We start from the raw sequence: 21172 nt of genomic DNA, 5'->3' as shown, positions 1-21172 counted from the left end.
GATCATGAAACAATGGCTTCTAATTTTGGGGGCGCTTATGGCGTCACTGACCGCTCAGGCCGCAGAACGTATTATCACCCTCGGCGGTGATGTTACTGAGATTGTATATAAACTTGGCGCACAGGATTCGCTTGTGGGTCGTGATAGTACCAGTTTACATCCTGTTCAAGCAACGCAACTTCCCGATGTTGGGTATATGCGTACCTTGAATGCTGAAGGGGTACTTTCTCTACGTCCAACATTGCTGTTGGCGAGTGAACTTTCTCAGCCATCAATTGCACTATCTCAGATTGAAAAAAGTGGTGTAAAAGTAGTGAAGATCACGGGGAAACCAGCATTAGAAGCCATTCCAGTAAAAATCATGACAATTGCAGATGCAGTAGAGAAATCAGGGCAAGGTCAACAACTGGTGGAGCAATTTAATCGCTCAGTTGCTGAAATTTCAACGACACCGATTAACAAAAAAGTCGTCTTTATTATGAGTCATGGTGGTGTACAACCAATGGCTGCAGGACAAAATACCGCTGCTGATAGCATGATAAAAGCGGTTGGCGCCCAAAATGCGATGGACAACTTCACTAGCTACCGCCCGCTTTCTCAAGAAGGATTGATTTCCTCTCAACCAGATTTGATTGTGCTCACTGAAGAAGGTGTTAAATCATTAAACGGTATTGAAAATGTTTGGAAATTACCGGGCCTAACCTTAACACCAGCAGGTAAAAATAAAGCGTTATTAGTAGTCGACGATGTAGGCATGCTTAGCTTTAGTTTAGGAACGCCACAGGTCATGCTACAACTTCGAGAGGCGCTGGAAAAAAGCCAATGAGTCGTTTTAAGCATCCTCTATCTGCCATTTTGATGCTATTAGTTCTGCTTGGGGGAGCCACTTTGATTGCCTCCAATGCAGGCGCTATCAATCTGTCATTAAAAACACTCTGGTTTAGCCCAATGAGTGACCCAGACTGGCAAATTTGGGTTACTATTCGCCTACCCCGCATTTTATTAGCAATATTGGTAGGTTTGGCACTAGCGGTTGCAGGAGCCATTATGCAAGGGTTATTTCGTAACCCTCTTGCCGACCCGAGCTTATTGGGGATCAGCAGTGGCGCAGCATTATGTGTAGCAGCATTTATTGTTTTGTCGTTTTCCTTACCGACGATCCTTCAAAGCTATGGTCATTTAGCTGCCGCTTTTATCGGCAGTTTAACGGTTTCCCTGATTATTTTTAGTCTGAATCGTATTTCAAATGGAAATTTAGCACGATTATTATTAGCTGGAATTGCCATCAATGCGCTATGCATGTCATTAATTGGCGTTTTAAGTTACGTCAGTAACGATCAACAATTACGTACGTTTAGCCTGTGGATGATGGGCTCACTGGGTAATGTCGATTGGACTTCATTAACGATTGCAGCCAGCATTATTTTACCTACCTGCTTTGTGTGTTTATGGCAAGGTAATGCTTTAAATATTCTCCAGCTAGGCGATGAAGATGCCCATTATCTTGGATTGAATGTCGAGCGTAGCAAATTTATTCTTCTGTTTCTTAGCGCTTTATTAATCGGCTGTGCAGTAGCGATGAGCGGCGTGATCGGCTTTGTTGGCTTGGTCGTTCCTCACTTAATTCGAATGACCTTAGGACCCGACCATCGTTGGTTAATTCCAGGCTCAGCCATTGTTGGAGCCACGTTACTGCTAATCGCTGATACCCTAGCTCGCACCCTCGTTGTGCCAGCCGAAATTCCCGTTGGATTATTGACGGGGTTAATTGGCGGTCCCTATTTTCTATGGTTGATACTGCGCCAGCCCGCTGGGAGATTCTAACTTAATGATACCCTTACTTGACGCTCGTAACCTCAGTTATCATATTAATAATAAGGTCTTGATTGATGACATTAGCTTGTCCATTCAACAACATCAGATGGTCGTTATTATTGGGCCAAATGGGGCTGGTAAATCGAGTCTATTAAAATTGCTAACTGGCTATGCTTTACCGACTAATGGAGAATGCCAGATTGAAGGTCTCTCATTGTCTCAATGGGGGCATCAGCAATTAGCAAAAAAACGTGCAGTAATGAAGCAACACACCCATCTACAATTTGCGTTCAGTGTTGAAGATATTGTCGCTATGGGACGCACTCCTTATGGTTCAGAACATAAACAACAAGCCATTGAAATCGCCCTAGAACAAACTAGCTGCACTCAATTACGTCATCAAGACTACCGGCAATTGTCTGGGGGGGAACAACAGCGTGTTCAGCTTGCGCGTGTATTAGCTCAACTCTGGCAACCAGAGCCTACCCCCGCATGTTTATTTCTAGATGAACCCACCTCAGCTCTCGACCTCTACCATCAACAACACAGTTTACGTCTTTTACATCAACTAACCCGAGAACGCCCACTGGGTGTCTGCTGCGTATTGCACGACCTAAATCTAACAGCGTTATATGCCGATAAAGTATATTTGATTCATCAAGGTAAATTGGTTGTATCGGGAACACCGCAGGAAGTACTAACTAATGACAATTTAACCCGCTGGTATCAAGCCGATTTAGGCGTTCAGCAACATCCAGAAACCGCCGTGCCTTATGTTTACTTACGCCATTAAAAAAAATAAGCCATCGTATTCTACTGATGGCTCAATTATGACATCAAACAAGAAACATTTAACTTAAGGTTGAATGTTTTGTGAAAGTGTTATCGATTAAATTAAATACATTCTGTATATGTTTTATTTACATTCCAAATTTTTCATAAATAATCACTAAGTAAATTATCTATTTAATAGGTAAAGTGCGCCTTTAAATATAATCAATTGATTAAATCATAGTGACTTGAGCTTATTTAAGTTGAATTTATTAAGGTTTTCTTAATTTCCACCTGATTATTAACGTCGTTTTTATCAGCTATTTAATTACCATTTAAATAACGAAAAATATAATTCAAAAACAATAATACAAATAATCTTATTTTATTAAGAATGGTTGCCCGTTTATGAAAAAAACAGAATATTTTCTAAAAAAACTACGCACATTGATCATCAGTGACAAAAGCTATTTGGCCAATAAGTTCATGAAAAAACTAGGATATTACCCGAACTTTGATGCACCAAAAAGCTTTAATGAAAAAATTAATTTTCGCATGATCCATGATAAAAATCCGTTATATAGCCAGTTGGCTGATAAACTAGCGGTACGTGAATATGTTAGCCAAAAGATAGGGAGTGAACATATCGTTCCTATTTTGGCATCATATAATCATGTGAATGAAATCAAAATCGAACAGTTGCCGTCACGCTTTGTTCTTAAATGTACCCATGATAGTGGTAGCAGTATTATCTGTACGGATAAATCGCAATTTAATTTACAAGAAGCAAAGCAAAAATTGTCGTTCCATTTAATGAAGAATCTCTATTACATTACTCGTGAACGTCATTATAAAAATATTCCAGCACGTATTATTTGCGAAGAATATATCGATATCTTTGAGCAAAGAAACAGAAAACTGATTCCAGAAACGTGTCGAATACATTGTTTTTCAGGGAAGCCTATGTATGCCGAAATAGATTATACCGACGAATCTGGTACTGAGTTTATTAATATCTATGATACTGACTGGCAACTACAGCCAGTGAACTTCGGGTACCCTAACATGCTAGAGCCAGTAACTGAACCATCTCAGTTTAAAGAAATGCTCCGATTAGCTCAAATTTTGGTCACGCCTTTTGATTATTGTAGAGCAGATTTTTTACTTGCTGAAAATAAAATTTATTTCAGTGAATTAACCTTCGCTCCAAATGCGGGACGCACAGTCATAAGCCCACTATCTTGGGACTTCAAACTTGGTGAGCTATGGGAACAAAAAGTTAGCATGCAACGTATTCAACAGTTAGCTAAAGCTGAATTGGCTATTGCAACTATCAACAAGAAAAAGTAATAAAAAACGCGCTACTTATGAAAAAGTGGCGCGTTTTTTAACTTAATATTATCTAGTTTACCAGCACACTCGCTTTACGGCGTAAGCTCGCAATTAACATATAAATTGCGGTCACCAGCAAAACGATAAAGAAGAAGTTTACTAAACCACCATGTTGGGATAGCAAACCTCCTGCAACAACAGGTCCCATTGCAGAGCCTATGCTATAACTAAATAACATCACTTGAGTCGCCGCAACAATAAAAGAAGAATCTAACTTATCGCAGGCTAAAGTAATCGCTATTGGGTACAAGGCAAATGACGACATCCCCAACAAAGCTAACCCAACAATCATTACTATGTAATCGCTAGAGATATAAATTAACCCCATCGCAAAGACACCCAATAATGACACCATGGCTAGCAACAATGTTTTACTCATCACCACCGATAATTTGCTAATTATTGGCTGAATTAACATTCCACCTAAGATAATTGATGCCATTAAAACGCCAACTTGGTCAGTCGAAAAATTATCTTTTTTAAGTGATAAAGGCATCAATCCATAGATGGTTCCCATCACGATCCCTGACACCATACAACCAATAATCGCAGGCTTACTTAAGCGGGTAATTTGCTTCAATGAGAGTTTTTGATGCAATCCACTAGCGGGTTGTCCCTGACGAAACAGCAGCGGCGGTAGAACAGCAAGAAGTAACATACCCAAGACAACAATAAATGGATATACCCCTTGAGTCCCGATAAAGCCAATGGCAAGCTGACCGAGTGTAGTTCCACCATATAATGACGTCATATAAAAACTAAGACGCTTTGCTCGCGCTTTCGGGTTATCACCGATCAGCAACCAAGATTCCACAACCACAAAAATCCCTGCGACAGCGACACCAGCGATTAAGCGGTTTGGTAGCCATGCTTCAATAGTTGGCATCCATGGTAATAAAACAACCGTCGCTGCCAACATTAGCAAAAAGCCAATAAAAGCGATACGGTGCCCCACTCTCGCAATCACAGGCTCAATCAGCATCGAACCAATTAATAATCCTATATAGTAGGCACTCGCTAACCAGCCCGCATATTGAGTATCAATATTAAAGCTCCCCATCGATAATGGGATCAAACTCATCAAGTAACCTGAGGCTACCGCGAATAAGGTTAAACCCGCGACAGGTACGAATGTGTTGTCGCCTTTGCGCATCATAGCTGTGGACTCTTTCACGTCCCACTCTCCAACGAATGAAATAAATAGTATGCGCTGCAGCTATATCGTAGATGACGGCAAAAATGCATCCTTGTTTAAGAATACATTTTGGCGACTAGTGCAGTGATAATAATAAATAAGTAAGGTCAATTTGAGCGCAATATAGAACTTTCATTTAGGGAATGACAATGAGAAAAACTAATGCTTACTAGCAAATTTATTTATGTGAGAAAAATCACGTTTTTTCATGCAGTAAAAATCACTAAAAAATCAAAACAAAAATAATTAATCAGATATAAATCAACTAGTTGTAATTTAATTGAAAAATTTTCACATTAACTTTTTAAATATATTTAATCACTTCAAACTTGTTATTCAAAATATATTTATCTATTTTTTTAAAAAATTTATTTGAAATTATTTTTGTTAATTAGCCTTTGGTTTATGACCATAACTAATTTCAACATTGATTATTCTCAATGCCAATTTTACGCCTATATAGTGATAATGTATTTTTCTAACTGAGAAAATAGACAGCAACCTTACAGCCTTACTTATCGCTAGCTCAAGTTATAGCAAGGCCGTAACTCAGATTAATGAGTGCCACCAACACTGCTAGAACATGAATTAGGACGAAGACAGCCGTCGCCACAATGTAGTCCGGCTAATCCCCAAATACTCAGCTACAGCCTTGCGGTCACCATTAAATTTTTTCATAACCTCTTCCAGAGATTCCTTCGACTGTTCTAGTTGCTGCATATTTTCCATTTTTAGTGTTTCTTTAACTTCCCTCTCCGGTGACAAACTTATCAGCATTTCTGTGTTAATGCTTTTGTCTGCATAAGCACTACAATAGAGAGCTACTCGCTCCATCAAATTACGCAGTTCACGAACATTGCCTGGCCATGGATATGATAAGAAAAAGTCGCGACAATTCAGGAGCTGCTGAACTCGGAATGACGGGAGAGGTAACTGCAATCCCGAAAAAGCCAGCTTGAGTAATCGTTCTGCTAAAATGAAAATATCATCTCCTCGTTCATTTAATGCAGGCACTTTCATACGAAGCACACCTAGCCTATAAAATAAATCTCGACGAAAACGCCCTTCAGAGACCCAGGTATCTAAGTCGCAATGAGTGGCACAAATCACACGTACATTCACTTGTAGAGGTCGATAACCACCAACTCGCACCACAGAACGTTCTTCTAGAACTCTTAATAATCGAGTTTGTAAAACCATTGGCATTTCACCAATTTCATCCAAAAATAACGTTCCGCCATTAGCAATTTCAAATAGCCCAGCACGACCACCACGCAGTGATCCCGTAAATGCCCCTTCTTCATAACCAAATAACTCTGCTTCCAGCAATGTTTCTGGAATTGCCCCGCAGTTAACGGCCACAAAAGGCATTTGTTGCTTGCTACGTTTATGTTGGTTAAACAAGCTATATTCATGATGAATAGCTTGAGCAACCATCTCTTTTCCCGTGCCACTTTCACCTTGGATCAACACAGTTGCATCCGAGCGAGCATATAGCATAATCGTTTGTCTAACTCGCTCCATGGGGGTAGACAAACCGATCAGATCATTAATGCTATGGCGAACTTTGGTAGGATTAACTGGCTGATAACGGTCCTGAATAACCGTATGGCGGTGAGACATTCTACTGAGTTCAATAGCGTCAGAAAACGCTTGTCTAATGGTTTCCGTGGAATAAATAAAAATCCCCGTCATTCCCATCTCTTCAGCTAAATCCGTAATTAACCCAGCGCCAACCACAACCGTTATTCCCATTGCCTTTAGAGCGGTTAATTGTGCCCTAGCATCCTCTGCTGTGACATAGCTACGCTGCTCAATATGTAAGCCAAAATTGGTTTGAAATTCCTTGAGGGCTGGGATGATTTTTTGATAGTTAACAATACCAACTTTATCGCTAATTTCTCGAGCTTTGGCTAATGCTTGCATCACATCAAAGCCACTAATTTTGACAATAATTACAGGCACAGAAACGTGGCTTTTTAAGTAAGCACCGTTAGATCCCGCGCTAATGATGGCATCACAGTGCCCATCCTTTAAACGACGACGCACCTCCTCTGCTGCATGCTCAAAACCAATATTTAAGGGGGTAATTTCTGCTTGAGCACTAAATTCAGGGCTTATATCTCGAAATAAAGTATAGAGACGGGAAACAGACACTGTCCAAATAATCGGTTTTTCCATAATAACTCCCTATCCTATTTCATGGTGCACAAACGTTTCAAATTTCATTAAGTGAAACATTATTTCGTTTCAATGAAACATTCCAATATGTTAATTAAAAAATCGCTTGTACATCACAAAAACATATTTTAGCCATCTTATTGATATTCATTAATTATCATTAAATTCTCCTATTTATGACAGTCTGGCACGTCAATTGCTATCTAACTATAGTTATAAAAACTTAATTACAAATGATTAACAAATTAAGGGGTTTTATGTCTATCATTTCAGCAGGCCAACAATTTCGAGATGCAGTAAAGAATGAATCACCACTTCAATTAGTCGGTGCTATCAATGCAAACCATGCCCTACTCGCTAAACAAGCTGGCTATAAAGCCATTTACCTTTCCGGTGGAGGCGTTGCAGCAGGCTCACTTGGTATACCTGATTTGGGGATCTCCACCCTTGACGATGTATTAATAGATATTCGCCGAATCACTGATGTTTGTGATTTGCCGTTGATGGTAGATGCAGATATAGGCTTTGGTCCTTCTGCGTTTAATGTTGCCCGTACCGTTAAATCAATGCTAAAGGCGGGCGCTGCTGGCCTACACCTAGAAGATCAGGTAGGTGCTAAACGCTGCGGTCATCGACCTAACAAAGAAATTGTTTCTACCCAAGAAATGGTCGACCGAATTAAAGCAGCAGTGGATGCAAGAACAGATGAAAACTTTGTCATTATGGCGCGTACTGATGCCCTTGCCGTAGAAGGACTCGATGCAGCTCTCGAACGTGCCAATGCCTATGTTGAGGCAGGAGCCGATATGTTATTTCCTGAAGCCATTACCGAACTAGGAATGTATCAGCAATTTACTCGCCATACTCCAGTCCCTGTTCTCGCTAACCTCACCGAATTTGGCCAAACGCCATTATTTACTCTCGATGAGTTGCGTGAGGTTGGGATAGCTATTGCCTTATATCCGCTATCAGCATTCCGTGCGATGAACAAAGCCGCTGAGCAGGTGTACTCCACTTTACGCAAAGAAGGCACTCAAAAAAGTATGGTGCCATTAATGCAAACCCGTGAAGAGCTGTATAAAAGCATCAATTATTATCACTATGAACAAAAACTTGATGCCTTATTTTCACAAAAAAAGGAACGTTAATTCATTTAAAAACAGCCTATAGAGCAAGTTGTAATCTCTTCTATCCCCTACAAGGAATTCGTGATGAATGAACAACTTAAGAATACTGAATCCGCCACGTTTAAACCGAAAAAATCAGTGGCACTGTCTGGTGTTACAGCAGGAAATACGGCGCTGTGTACCGTAGGCAAAAATGGCAATGACTTGCATTATCGTGGCTATGATATACACGATTTAGCTACTCAATGTGAATATGAAGAAATTGCCTATCTACTTATCCACGATAAGCTTCCTAATCGTACTGAATTAATTGCTTATAAAAATAAATTAAAACCACTAAGAGGCTTACCAACTAATGTTAAGCAAACTTTAGAATCTATTCCTGCCAATACTCATCCCATGGATGTTATCCGCACAGGTGTATCCATGATGGGGTGTGTATTACCAGAAAAAGATGTCCATACATTAATGGGTGCAAAGGATATCGCGGATAGATTACTTGCATCTCTCGGTTCTATTCTTCTGTATTGGTACCATTTTAGTCATCATGGCCGTCGTATCGAAACCATGACAGATGATGATTCAATTGGCGCACACTTTCTACATCTACTACACGGTAAAAAGCCTCCCGCTCAATGGGAAAAATTTATGCATATTGCATCGATTTTATACGCAGAGCATGAATTTAATGCATCAACGTTTGCTGCAAGAGTCATTGCCGGAACAGGTACCGATTTTTATTCCGCGATCACAGGGGCAATCGCGGCACTTCGGGGACCTAAGCATGGTGGCGCAAATGAAGTGTCATTAGAGATCCAGCAACGTTATTCATCTATTGAGGATGCAGAGCAGGATATTGTGGCTAGAGTCAAAAACTCTGAAGTCATCATTGGATTTGGGCACCCTGTTTACACATTAGCAGATCCACGTCACCCCATTATTAAATCAGTCGCTCTACAGCTGTCAGAGCAGAGTATGAATCGCCATTTATACACGATTGCTGACCATATTGAATCAGTCATGAGGCGGGAGAAAAACATGTTCCCGAATCTCGATTGGTTTTCTGCTGTTGCCTATCATTTGATGGGAGTACCAACCGCTATGTATACCCCACTATTTGCTATTGCTCGTATTGCAGGTTGGTCGGCCCATATTATCGAGCAACGCCAAGACAATAAAATTATTCGTCCATCCGCCAACTATACCGGTCCAGAAAATAAACTTTTTGTTCCTATTGAGCAGCGCCAATAAAGGTAAAAATAATGACAACACAAACCCAACGTTCGCTACATCTTCAATTTGATAAAGTTATGACGGATATTGTCGACTATGTTATCGATTTCCCTATTACCTCCAATTTAGCCTACGATACAGCCTACTATTGCTTGCTAGATACCCTCGGCTGTGGAATGGAGTCTCTGGAATACCCTGCATGTAAAAAATTACTTGGACCTCTAATTCCAGGTACTATTGTACCTAATGGAACTAAAGTGCCGGGAACTCAATTTCAATTAGATCCCGTACAAGGGGCATTCAACATTGGTACGATGTGCCGCTGGTTAGATTTCAACGATACATGGCTTGCCGCAGAATGGGGGCATCCATCTGATAACCTTGGCGGAATTCTAGCAACTGCGGATTGGTTATCTCGCGAAAATATTAGTAAAGGTAAAAAACCACTGGTGATCCGCAATGTACTCACCGCCATGATTAAAGCCCATGAAATACAAGGTTGTATTGCGTTAGAAAATGCCTTTAATAAAGTCGGATTGGACCATGTTATTCTGGTTAAAGTCGCATCCACAGCGGTTGTTGCTCAAATGCTAGGATTAAACAGAGAGCAGATATTAAATGCCATTTCGTTGGCATGGGTTGATGGTCATAGTTTGCGAACCTATCGCCACACACCAAATACAGGTTCCCGTAAATCTTGGGCTGCGGGTGATGCTACTTCTCGTGCAGTAAGATTAGCGCTCATGGCTCAGAAAGGGGAAATGGGATATCCCACTGCCCTAACCGCCAATACATGGGGTTTCTATGACTCCCTATTTCGAGGGCAAGCCTTTAAGTTCCAGAGACCATACGGTTCTTATGTCATGGAAAATGTGCTATTTAAGATTTCATTCCCAGCAGAATTCCATGCACAAACTGCGGTCGAAGCCGCTCTACAACTGTATAACCAGTTACAACAAATGGGTAAAACAGCTGACGATATTGAATCAATTAATATCCGAACTCACGAAGCTTGTATACGGATCATTGACAAACAAGGCACTCTACATAACCCAGCTGATCGTGACCATTGCATTCAATATATGGTAGCAATTCCACTTATTTTTGGGCGCCTTACTGCTTCTGACTATGAAGATAATATCGCTCAAGATAGCCGAGTTGATACTTTACGAGCCAAAATGTATTGCCATGAAGCCCCTCATTTCACTCAGGATTACCATGATCCCGATAAGCGCTCTATTGCCAATGGATTAACGGTGAAATTAAAAGACGGTCAAGTCCTAGACGAAATTGTTATTGAATATCCTGTAGGGCATCAACGCCGTCGTCAGGAAGGTATGCCCTTATTACTGAAAAAATTTAGAACTAATTTAGCGAGACAATTTCCTGAAACCCAGCAGTTACGTATTCTGAGCGCTTCATTAGACAAACCTCTGCTTGAAGACATGGCAGTTAATGAATATTTAGACTTATTTGTTATCTGATTGATAAGTAAAAAGCTAAGGGAGGTAAACTTTGTTTGCCCTCCCTGCCAAAACTATAAACTCACTGTAGCCCCTGAAGTTGGTTCATCTTCTGGCGGGGCAATTAACTTTCCACTCAGCACTTTTGATGACTCAATATCACGGCGTAACTCGATAACTTCCTCATCAATTTCTTGACGCATTTTTGGTGAGCAGTTGGCTAATAATTTCTCTAACGTTCCCATTATTCCTCCGGTTTCACAAGATGAGATGCATATTCAGCATCCGCTCGTTTAATCAAATTGTTATAAAACAACTTTTCATCCCACCCTTTTTTACTATCCGCACACAATACAATTCCACAATGCTTAGAATCAAATGCAAAACATGCTCTAATGGGCTCCCTACCTACTGGAATCCTTAATTCTTTCATATGCATAAACTTAGAGCGCTTTAGCCTATCAACGTAAGGACGGCCTAAGTAAGGTCCAAACTCAGCAAGAATAATTAATCTCGCTAAGATTTTCTTTCGCACACTATAGTTTTGAATTTCTAACCAATCGTCGAATAAAATCCTTGTTTTTATCGTCCATGTCAACAAAATATATCTCCTAATATTTGAATAAACCCGTAACCTATTGGTTATAAAAAAAACAATTATTTATATGATATAAAAATCAAACAAACCTTTTAAATTCAGATACAGCAAGCGTTATAACGGAAATATTAAATGGATTAAATAAAAAATGAGTTTGATTGCTTTTTATGGGAAGCGCTTCGCAGGAAAATGATGAGCATAAGAATTGAAAAATAGTCAGCCATGATAATAATTAAATATTATTTATGATTTTTCATGTTTAACATATAAAAAAGCCCTAGTTCAATCGAGCTAGGGCTAAGATAGAATAGGCCGTTATAACTATTTTAATAATCTAGCTCGTACCGATTTACCTTTGATTTTACCCTGTTGTAGGTGTTTCCACGCTTGATTAGCAACAGATTTTTTAATTGCAACATAAGCATGTATTGGGTGAATAGTAATCTTGCCAATGTCGTCACCTTGTAAACCAACATCCCCTGTTAATGCGCCAAGGATATCACCAGGTCGAATTTTTGCTTTTTTACCACCATCTAAACATAGAGTGACCATATCCGCTTCTAAAGGCGTAATACGTAATCCAGTTGGCTCTGGTAACCAATTCAGCTTCATGTTGAGCATTTCTTCCAGTGCATTTGCTCTCTGAGCTTCTTCCGGAGAACATAAACTAATAGCTAAACCACTTTGACCCGCGCGAGCTGTTCGCCCAATACGATGTACGTGAACTTCAGGATCCCAAGATAATTCAAAGTTAATCACCATTTCTAACGCTTTGATATCTAGGCCACGAGAGGCAACATCCGTAGCAACCAAAACCCGACTACTCCCATTAGCAAAACGAACTAGAGTTTGGTCTCGGTCACGTTGATCCATATCACCATGCAGTACTAATACACTTTGCTTGCTGTCGTTCAGCGCATCAAAGACGGCTTGGCAATCTTTCTTGGTATTACAGAATATAACGCAAGATGCAGGTTGGTCACGGCTCAATAATTTTTGCAGTAATTCAATTTTGTCATGGCGAGCAACTTCATAAAATTGCTGTTCAACATCCGGTAATTCATTAACTGAGTTAATTTCGATAGTCTGAGGATTGTTCTGAATACGCTGACTAATATCAGCAATACTTTCAGGCCATGTTGCTGAAAATAATAATGTTTGACGCTGATGAGGAGCAAAAGAAATAATGGCATCGATCTCATCAGAAAACCCCATATCCAACATACGGTCAGCCTCATCTAAAACTAACGTTTGCAGATGATCCAAATTTACTGTTTCTTTATGCAAATGGTCGAGTAAACGTCCAGGTGTTGCCACAATGACATGAGCAGCATGGGCTAATGAATCTCGCTGGACACTAAATGGTACGCCACCACATAAGGTTAATATTTTCAAATTGGGAATATAACGTGCTAAACGACGTAATTCATTAGCAACTTGATCCGCAAGTTCTCTTGTTGGGCATAATACTAGTGATTGGGTATTAAAATTTTTCGCATCAATATGTTGCAGTAAACCTAAACCAAACGCTGCCGTTTTACCGCTTCCCGTTTTAGCTTGTGCGCGGACATCCTGACCGGCAAGGATCGCGGGTAAAGCCGCTTCTTGAATTGGTGTCATCGTTAAGAATCCCAATTCATTAAGATTAGAGAGTTGCTCCGAAGGAAGCGCATTCAGTTCAGCAAATGAAGTCACAGTTAACATTCCGAATAAATTAAAAATAGGCAAATGGAGGGAGATGTTTTCCAACATCCCCACATATGATACTAGAAAATAAATTGATAGCGAGTTTGGTTAGTATAAATTTGATTGGCGTGTGCAATACCGCTATTTGTCTGTTCCATATTATCAAACGGATATTGGGTCGTTAATACAACACCTGAATATGGTGTATGCGTTTTATTTTTACCCAAAACAGAAATTAGTTTATTCCCTGAATAGAGATGTACCGCTGGCAAAGTACTTATAATATTGACTCTGACATCGCCATCTGGTGCACCTAATGATGCGGCTATTTTTGGCTCATCCATAGTGTTATCCAAAACAATAGTATGATCGTAACCTCCCATAACTGTTTGGTCTTCATCCAGTAAAAAATCACGCCCTATACGTTTTCCCTGCCGAAAATCAAAGTGAGTATCGGTAACATCTTTCAGCTCTCCCGTCGGGACTCCGTTTTCATCTAGTGGTAAAAAATGTGAACCTAAAATTTGTAAATCATGCTCTAATGCAGTACGCGTTGAACTCTCGCCTGCTAAATTAAAATAAGTATGGTTCGTTAAATTTACCGGACAATCATGAGTAGATTGATATCGGTAACTAATGATAACTTGGTTGTCATCCGTTAATTGATAATGCACTTCAATTTTTAACTCTCCAGGAAAACCTTGGTCACCATCAGGGGAAACTAATGTGAATACAACTTGCTGTTGATCTGGTTGCGAGATAGCCCATACTCGATAACTAAAACTATCAGTGCTGGTAGATAAGCTATGTATTTCCTGGCTATTAGCCGCAGGATAAGTTTCACATTCAAAATTGAAAGTAGGATTTCGAAAACCATTTGCCACACGTCCAATCGTTGCCCCAAAATAGACACGTTGTTCCATTTGAGTCGCCATATTTGGCGCCCCTAAAATGACATCTCGTTTACCAGTATCTAGCGGCAAAATACAACTTACCCAACTTGCGCCAAGACTGCTCAAAATAATTTTCATTCCATCTTTATTCGTGAGTGCGACCACTTTGGGTGTTCTCAGTGTGTGACGTTGTTGCTTGGTAAACTGCATTTTTCTGAATAACCCTTATTCAATGGATTTTTAGCTTAGCGTTATATAAGTTCACAATAATAAAACGAATTTATAATTAACACTATAATTACACTCCTCACAATTTCCATCTTTACAAAAAGATAACCTCAAATATAAAATGATAAAATAAAAAAGCTGATAACATTTCTGTAATCAGCTTTTTATAAAGTCAGTCGTCTTGGAGTTAAGAATTAATGCAAGCAATACTCATCGTAAGGATCTAAATGGGTCATTACATCAAGTATTTGCGGGTTTTTCATCAGCTGTTTACGAACATTTACTGCTATATCATGCCCTTCAAGGATTGTCATCTGAGCATCTAATTCTAAATGGACATCGACTAATAAAAAATCACCCGATTTACGCGTTTTTAAATCATGGAATCCTTTTATTTCTTTTACACTTCTAATCACATTACTAATCTGTTCTAGGGTTTCTTCATCGGCTCCTTTATCCATTAAATCTTGCATGGATTGATAGGTAAATTTATACCCCATACGAAAAACAAATGTCCCTACAATTAAAGCGGCAATGGGATCTAAAATACGAATTCCACATAAACTCCCGACAATACCAATAGCAACCACTAATGAAGAGGCTGCATCAGAACGAGCATGCCAAGCATTTGCGACTAACATGCTTGAATTGACTTTATTTGCTACATGCAACATATAACGGAACAGCCCTTCCTTAGCGACCAATGCCGTTAATGCAGCAACTAACGCAGCCGTATGAACTTCAGGTATCAATTCAGGATGCAACATTTTATCAACTGCTGACCATCCCATACCAACACCAACAATCAACAAAATGATTCCTAAGATAAGGGAAGCACCATTCTCATAACGAAAGTGGCCATAAGGATGGTCTGCATCAGGTTTTTTATGACTCTTTTTATTCGCAATAAGAACAACAAAGTCTGCAACCAAATCAGATAACGTATGAATACCATCAGCAATTAAACCCGATGAATGAGAGAATATGCCAACAATAATCTGCCAAATAGACAAAAGTGAATTAACGGCAACACTAACGAGTGTACTTTTTTTAGCCGCATTGAATTTATTTTGTAATAACTCTAAATCGCTTTCCCCACTATTTGGGGTTTTATGTTTATGCATAAAAAATGCTCTTAATGAAAAACAAAATAATTATCATTTAAATATTATTTATTTTCAATGACTTAATTGAATTTAAAATATTCTCATATTATTTGTTAAATGTCTCAATATAAATTGTAAATAATTGATTTCATTGATTGATAATGATTATTCTTTATCTTTCATGTCTAGAATAAAATAGATCTATTGGTAATATGCTAACTGAGTATCAGTTTTTTACTAGCTATATAATTTATAATATATTTATCTCTGTTAGTTATAGATAAATTCAAACGTTAATTATCAGGAATAGATAAATAACACATGATCCACGAGATTATAACTATACAATAAAATTTAAATAACATATAAAGAGGTAGCTATGTATAAAAAAATATTGGTTCCTATTGATTTGTTAGAGGATGATTTAAATGAAAAAATCATCAGCCATGTAGAAAGCTTGGCTAAACTTGGAACACCTGAAATTCATTTTCTATCTGTGCTACCCAGTGTAGAACTGTTTTTTGGTATTGAGGTTGCCATATTGCCTGAAAGCCATAAAAACTCAGCAGAGCGCGCAGCATTAGCCATGAAAGCTCTTGAGGAAGTACTCAAGGATATCAAAATCGCAGACAAACAGATTAACTGCAAAATTAGCATTGGTTCAGCAAAAGATGAGATTCTGGATTATGCAGAAGAGATTAATGCAGATTTAATTGTTGTTGGCTCACATCACCCAAGTACATCTACCTATTTATTAGGTTCAACAGCATCCGCAATTGTCCGTCACGCTAAAACTTCTGTCTTTGTAGTTCGATAAAACTGAGTTTTTAGATTATTTTTTATATGAAAATGCCGCACCCCATATGAATCGGAGCTGCGGCATTCTCCCCGCTATTTCTTAACTGAATCCATTAATTTTTCATCAGTAGACCAAATTTTATATTTTACTTCCATATCAGATGGCGCATAAACCACAATAGGTAGCTTACTGTTATAACGAACAAAAGCATCATCACCTAACTGGGTACTAATAAAGCGATCTTTTGCCGGCTCGGAACAGCCCATCATCGTTGATGCAGGACCTTTCACATCATCTAATTTATAATAGCTATATCCCCAACCCTCTAATGTTTTTTCTTCTAGGTCACCCATGAACCATTGGCGGTTACAATCTGCCTTCATTGTTTTACCGATCACTAACTCAACCATATAGTTGTATTCATTTTGCTGAGCTTTCAGATCAATAACATGACGAGTCATACCAGATTCAGCTTTTGGATACGGCGCGATCTTTCCTAAATCCTCAGTCGCAACTGCACAAGATGAGACAGCTACCGCAGCCATTACAGATAAAATCGCCTTTTTCATCATAAAATTCCTATTTTAAAAAATAAATCCGCATTAAAACCCATGTTTAATTACATAATAAGTTAGATTAACCAGCTTAATCACTATAGATGATTCTTAATTACAAAAATATAGATAATTCGATATCACCCCTGTAATCATACTTAATTTTAGTATAGGGATCATAAAATTAATAAAAATTATGTAAATTTCCTTTTTTCATAATGTACATAAAACAATCAGCGATTATACTGAAAGTGAGGCTTAATACATTCTGAGGAGGTAGTATGTTATCTGCAGATCAAGATTTAGTTTCACAATTAATCGCAACTCATCCCCGCTTTCAGTCCCTTTATGAAAAGCACCATCAGCTTGATAAAGAAATTAGTAAACTTGAAGGGCCTTCTGGTGCAGGCTATAACGAACAAGTCGCTAAACTTAAAAAAGAAAAACTGCATCTAAAAGATGAAATGCAAAGAATAATGCAAACAACTCGATAAGTAATTCACACATTGTTGCTCGCACTGACCTAATGGCATAAGAGCCCTTATGCCATTCTTGTCAATCATTAACCCTACCAATTTAAGATTAAAACATATATATTAAATGTATGTTTTAGATAACTGATTCGGGGTAGTTATGGCGGGAAAGCGAATAAGTCGTGAAATTAAAACGATTGATAAAATGATACAAATCTACCAAAAATCTCATCCTGCCCCAGAGGAAGATCCAGAGTATTATCAAAAAATTTTCAAGTATGCTATTAATCGCCTAGAAAAGTGTCGTTATGGTGAATCAAAACCCGCATGTAAACAATGCCCGATTCATTGCTACCAACCTAAAATGCGTAATGAGATGAAACTAATCATGCGCTGGGCTGGTCCTAAAATGCTTTATCACCACCCTATTCTCGCTATTCGTCACCTTCTCGACGATAGAAAGCCGGTTCCTGAATTACCCAATAAATCTCGGCAATCATCTAATAAATAAAAATTTGCTTTTATCATCCATAAATATAGAGCGTTGTTAGACTCTAATTTTGATTTTTTTGAAAAAACCTAAAGTGACGCTTATATAAAAAATAGTAACCTTAAATAACTAATTACTAAAATCCATGTTTTAAGTATCACGATTCGATATTCCAATAGCCAAACAAAGTCGATAATGAGATTTAAATCTCATAAATAGCCTAAAAAAGCCCATTTTCAATTAATATAATTAATCGAACCGAATCATTAAATTAATTAATCATGAAACTAATTTAATGACTCATTAGTTATGCTTATATATACTATATTTAACGAATGTAATGACAATGATTTATATAGCAATAATTGATTATAATAAGCTAAAAAAGATACATTATCTTTATCGGGTAAAAAAATAGTAAATAAACGCCAAAAAACAATAATTATAAAATACCAAATAAATCAATTTAAACAGATTATTAATCTGAATTATTAATAATTATCGGAATTATAAAATAAAACGCCAAAAGAAAAGATCGCATTTTCCGATTTAATTACGAAAACAGATCGGAAAAACCATGTTTTGAAATATTTATTAACATTTAAATTTACAATATGACAAAAACGTAACCTTTTATATAATTTCAATTACTAGAGTAATCATGATTTTTTATATCAATAAAATTGCAAATGCTGACATTTGATTTCGATGGTTACTTTTGGAATTGATATTAATAAAGGTACTAATATGAACAACAATATCAAACTCGGCCAACAAGTGATAAAAAAGGTACGTATCGATAAAAGCAATCCTCATGCGATACTCGACCTGACCACAAAAGGTCTTATCATCATTGAAAAAGGCTCAGTCTTATTAGAAACTCCTGCGGCAAAGACAACTTTGCATCAAGGAGATATTCTATATCATAAACAAGGCTCCTACTCTTTTCAGAGTGAAGACTCTAATACTGATGGTGAATTTTTATGGATAGCGTTAGATGATAAATTTTTACGTGAGTATTTATCTCTCTATGGAGAACAACTCAGTGAGATTGAACGCTCAGATAATACTTCAAACGACATTATTAAATTTACTAGTAATACATTTATAGAACAGATAAGAGATAGCTTGGATTCATTTATTCAATCTCAGTTTCCTGAGATGATACTAAAACTCAGAATCAACGAATTATTGCTTCTTTTATCTTATAGTGAGCAAGGTGCAACACTGTTATCAAACTTACGCCAATTAAGTAATCGCCAAGCTGAGCGGCTTCAGACTTTTATGGAAAACAATTATTTAAAGGAATGGAAATTAAATGAATTTGCTAAAACATTTGGTATGGGGTTGACCACATTTAAAGAGTTATTTCATACCGTTTATGCGACTTCACCACGTTCTTGGATCAGTGAAAAACGGATTATGTATGCCCATCAATTATTAATTAATACATCAATGAGTATTGTGGAAGTCTCTATGGAAGCGGGATTTTCCAGTCAATCTTATTTTACTCAAAGCTATCACAAACGTTTCGGTTATACGCCTAGTCGGGTACGAAAAATATCTTAGCCATTCTATAGTCAATATACCCTGTCAGTATAGAGTTAGAGTTTTAACTACACTGGCAGAAAGGTAAAATTTTATTTTTTCAAAAATAAAAAAGAGCTTACTGATTAGGCAAGCCCTTCTTTTCATACGTAAAATAATTATTTTGCGCTTATAACTTTAAAATCAATTATGGACATTGAGTTTGGTGGAATTGTGCCAGGAACACCATCAACCCCATAACCACCTTCAGGTTCAATATAAACTTTCACCATACCGCCAACACCAATTTTATCAACAAACATATTTAATGGCGGTGGTAACTGATTATAAGCTAAAACCATTGGATTTTGTTCTGTATGCATGACAGTCACCTTACCATCCGTCAACTGCTCTCGCATGATAATTGTGATTTGTTTATCTGCTACATTAGAAATCGGTGCACCTTTTTGTAAGACTTTATAATAAGTATGACTATCCAATTTACTGTATTTCTGCTGGTTAATGTCCTGTATTATTTTTTGATTACGTTTTGCATTCTCTTGAGCAACCGAATTTGTATCTTTCGCAGGGATCTTAATGATGCTTGGCGTTTTACCTGATGACTGTGCCTGATGTGTCTGAGCCGATTTGAGCGAGTCATTTTCCTTCCTTAACTGCATAACTCGCTGATTTAAATCTCTAATCTGAGATTTAAGCCCATCATCGGTAGAGAATGATTTTAATGAAACTAATTCATCTTCAGCTTTCTTCAAACTTTCTTTTGCCTTTGTTAGTTCTTTCTGAACCTTAGTATCGGCTAACACCTTGTCATCCAGCTGCTTTTTAAGCTTATCTAATTCTTGATTCTGTTTACCTGTATTTTCAGCCGTAAATTTTTGTGCTTCTAGCTTTAATTCATTAAGCTGTTTATTTGCGTCTAATAATCTCTGTTCAATATCTGATTGTTGTTTATTACGATTAGCAAGATCAGTCTCAAGTTGAGATATTTGTTTTTCTTGATCTTTAGCTTGCGCAACTAACTTCGAATTTTGAGATTCGAGTTTTTTCTTATCTGATAACTGAGCAGTTAAAGCGTCCTGAATACCCTGCTTATCTGCACCAAGTTTAGCTAATTCAGCTTCTCTTTGTTCCAATAAAGAAATTTGCTTACTTAGGTCACTCGTTAAATCTTTAATTTGCTTATCACTAGCTTTCCCAACCAATGCCGTTTGTTTTTCCAAGTCTTTTTGTAATTTTTGTACTTGAGAATTCGCTTGCTTCAATTGAGATTGAGTATCTATATAACTTTTCTCATTCGCCGCTAATTGCGTTTGCAATAAATCTTGCTGGTTTTGGCTATCAGTTAACTGTTTAGTGAGCCTTTCTTGATTATTTTTCTGCTCTACTTGCTGTTTTTTAGCAATAGCTAATTCAGTCTCTAAGTTACTTTTTTCCGATAATTGAGCAACCTGACTAGCGAGTTGTAACGCTAATTGCTGGTTTTTATCCGTCAATGTTTTAACTTGTTTGTCGCTGGATTCACCCAATGACGCCAATTTTTGCTCGGCTTGCGTTTGTTGTGCCTGTAACTGTGCCTTCGCGTCCGCCAATTGCTTCTGAGCCGCGGTTAAATCGGTTTCC

Annotated in this window: 20 protein-coding genes; 11 read left to right on the top strand and 9 right to left on the bottom strand. The window is 37.9% G+C overall.

Annotation, left to right across the window (positions count from 1 at the left end; translation table 11 throughout):
• Nucleotides 1–4: 4 nt before the first annotated feature.
• The 4 genes from PR761_RS00100 (at nucleotide 5) to PR761_RS00085 (ending at nucleotide 3936) form a co-directional block, all read left to right on the top strand.
• A complete protein-coding gene (locus PR761_RS00100) occupies nucleotides 5–826 on the top strand; it encodes a heme/hemin ABC transporter substrate-binding protein (RefSeq protein WP_154610642.1) in 822 nt (273 codons plus the stop codon).
• Nucleotides 823–1824: a FecCD family ABC transporter permease gene (locus PR761_RS00095; RefSeq protein WP_006814926.1), complete on the top strand. Its 1002-nt coding sequence runs from the start codon at nucleotides 823–825 to the stop codon at nucleotides 1822–1824. The genes PR761_RS00100 and PR761_RS00095 overlap by 4 nt, the downstream gene beginning before the upstream one ends.
• Nucleotides 1825–1828: 4 nt before the next feature.
• Entirely contained in the window at nucleotides 1829–2608 is a 780-nt protein-coding gene (locus tag PR761_RS00090) for a heme ABC transporter ATP-binding protein (RefSeq protein ID WP_006814927.1), read from the top strand.
• Nucleotides 2609–2994: 386 nt separating this feature from the next.
• On the top strand, nucleotides 2995–3936 hold the full coding sequence (locus PR761_RS00085) for an ATP-grasp fold amidoligase family protein (protein ID WP_006814928.1): 942 nt from the start codon (nucleotides 2995–2997) through the stop codon (nucleotides 3934–3936).
• Between the two features lie 52 nt (nucleotides 3937–3988).
• On the opposite strand, the gene PR761_RS00080 is transcribed toward PR761_RS00085, so the two are convergent.
• Nucleotides 3989–5131 carry an MFS transporter gene (locus PR761_RS00080; protein WP_154610649.1) on the bottom strand — a complete coding sequence of 381 codons (1143 nt, stop codon included), beginning with the start codon at nucleotides 5129–5131 and terminating at the stop codon, nucleotides 3989–3991.
• A 630-nt stretch (nucleotides 5132–5761) separates the two neighbouring features.
• The gene (gene prpR / locus PR761_RS00075; RefSeq protein ID WP_154610643.1) at nucleotides 5762–7354 is read right to left on the bottom strand and encodes a propionate catabolism operon regulatory protein PrpR; all 1593 of its coding nucleotides are present in this window, start codon (nucleotides 7352–7354) and stop codon (nucleotides 5762–5764) included.
• A gap of 257 nt (nucleotides 7355–7611) precedes the next feature.
• Here prpR and prpB point away from each other — a divergent pair, with 257 nt between their 5' ends.
• From prpB to PR761_RS00060, 3 genes are all read left to right on the top strand, one after another.
• Nucleotides 7612–8502, top strand: coding sequence for a methylisocitrate lyase (prpB, locus tag PR761_RS00070; RefSeq protein WP_112837200.1), 891 nt, complete (start codon nucleotides 7612–7614; stop codon nucleotides 8500–8502).
• Between the two features lie 63 nt (nucleotides 8503–8565).
• Nucleotides 8566–9732 carry a bifunctional 2-methylcitrate synthase/citrate synthase gene (gene prpC / locus PR761_RS00065; RefSeq protein ID WP_006814932.1) on the top strand — a complete coding sequence of 389 codons (1167 nt, stop codon included), beginning with the start codon at nucleotides 8566–8568 and terminating at the stop codon, nucleotides 9730–9732.
• Nucleotides 9733–9743: 11 nt separating this feature from the next.
• Entirely contained in the window at nucleotides 9744–11198 is a 1455-nt protein-coding gene (locus PR761_RS00060; RefSeq protein WP_154610644.1) for a bifunctional 2-methylcitrate dehydratase/aconitate hydratase, read from the top strand.
• A gap of 53 nt (nucleotides 11199–11251) precedes the next feature.
• On the opposite strand, the gene PR761_RS00055 is transcribed toward PR761_RS00060, so the two are convergent.
• From PR761_RS00055 to PR761_RS00035, 5 genes are all read right to left on the bottom strand, one after another.
• Complete coding sequence (locus PR761_RS00055; protein ID WP_154610645.1) at nucleotides 11252–11422, bottom strand: hypothetical protein; 171 nt, start codon at nucleotides 11420–11422, stop codon at nucleotides 11252–11254.
• On the bottom strand, nucleotides 11422–11778 hold the full coding sequence (locus PR761_RS00050; RefSeq protein ID WP_230083542.1) for a type II toxin-antitoxin system RelE/ParE family toxin: 357 nt from the start codon (nucleotides 11776–11778) through the stop codon (nucleotides 11422–11424). Before PR761_RS00050 ends, PR761_RS00055 begins: the two co-directional genes overlap by 1 nt.
• A 318-nt stretch (nucleotides 11779–12096) precedes the next feature.
• Complete coding sequence (gene dbpA, locus PR761_RS00045) at nucleotides 12097–13470, bottom strand: ATP-dependent RNA helicase DbpA (protein WP_272519325.1); 1374 nt, start codon at nucleotides 13468–13470, stop codon at nucleotides 12097–12099.
• A 71-nt stretch (nucleotides 13471–13541) separates the two neighbouring features.
• On the bottom strand, nucleotides 13542–14564 hold the full coding sequence (locus PR761_RS00040; protein ID WP_006814937.1) for a galactose-1-epimerase: 1023 nt from the start codon (nucleotides 14562–14564) through the stop codon (nucleotides 13542–13544).
• Nucleotides 14565–14776: 212 nt separating this feature from the next.
• A complete protein-coding gene (locus PR761_RS00035; RefSeq protein ID WP_006814938.1) occupies nucleotides 14777–15706 on the bottom strand; it encodes a cation diffusion facilitator family transporter in 930 nt (309 codons plus the stop codon).
• 361 nt (nucleotides 15707–16067) lie between these two features.
• On the opposite strand from PR761_RS00035, the gene PR761_RS00030 reads away from it, so the two are divergent.
• The gene (locus PR761_RS00030; RefSeq protein WP_006814939.1) at nucleotides 16068–16505 is read left to right on the top strand and encodes a universal stress protein; all 438 of its coding nucleotides are present in this window, start codon (nucleotides 16068–16070) and stop codon (nucleotides 16503–16505) included.
• A 74-nt stretch (nucleotides 16506–16579) separates the two neighbouring features.
• Here the strand turns inward: PR761_RS00030 and eco are convergent, their stop codons facing one another.
• Nucleotides 16580–17056 (bottom strand): serine protease inhibitor ecotin, encoded by a 477-nt coding sequence (eco, locus tag PR761_RS00025; protein WP_039855120.1) that lies wholly within the window; start codon nucleotides 17054–17056, stop codon nucleotides 16580–16582.
• A 266-nt stretch (nucleotides 17057–17322) separates the two neighbouring features.
• Between eco and PR761_RS00020 the strand changes: the two genes are divergently transcribed.
• The 3 genes from PR761_RS00020 to PR761_RS00010 all read left to right on the top strand — a co-directional run bounded on the left by PR761_RS00020 (nucleotide 17323) and on the right by PR761_RS00010 (nucleotide 19573).
• Nucleotides 17323–17535, top strand: a complete 213-nt coding sequence (locus PR761_RS00020; RefSeq protein WP_006814941.1) for a DUF465 domain-containing protein — start codon at nucleotides 17323–17325, stop codon at nucleotides 17533–17535.
• Nucleotides 17536–17674: 139 nt separating this feature from the next.
• Entirely contained in the window at nucleotides 17675–18025 is a 351-nt protein-coding gene (locus PR761_RS00015) for a nitrous oxide-stimulated promoter family protein (protein ID WP_006814942.1), read from the top strand.
• A gap of 726 nt (nucleotides 18026–18751) precedes the next feature.
• The gene (locus tag PR761_RS00010) at nucleotides 18752–19573 is read left to right on the top strand and encodes a helix-turn-helix transcriptional regulator (protein ID WP_039855427.1); all 822 of its coding nucleotides are present in this window, start codon (nucleotides 18752–18754) and stop codon (nucleotides 19571–19573) included.
• Between the two features lie 137 nt (nucleotides 19574–19710).
• Here the strand turns inward: PR761_RS00010 and PR761_RS00005 are convergent, their stop codons facing one another.
• The gene (locus PR761_RS00005) at nucleotides 19711–21078 is read right to left on the bottom strand and encodes an FKBP-type peptidyl-prolyl cis-trans isomerase (RefSeq protein ID WP_272519324.1); all 1368 of its coding nucleotides are present in this window, start codon (nucleotides 21076–21078) and stop codon (nucleotides 19711–19713) included.
• Nucleotides 21079–21172: the final 94 nt, after the last annotated feature.

Origin of the sequence: Providencia sp. PROV210, assembly GCF_028479445.1 — a bacterium.
GTDB lineage: Bacteria > Pseudomonadota > Gammaproteobacteria > Enterobacterales > Enterobacteriaceae > Providencia > Providencia rustigianii.
The sequence above is the reverse complement of the archived record's forward strand: the minus strand, read 5'-3'. Positions and strand labels throughout refer to the sequence as shown.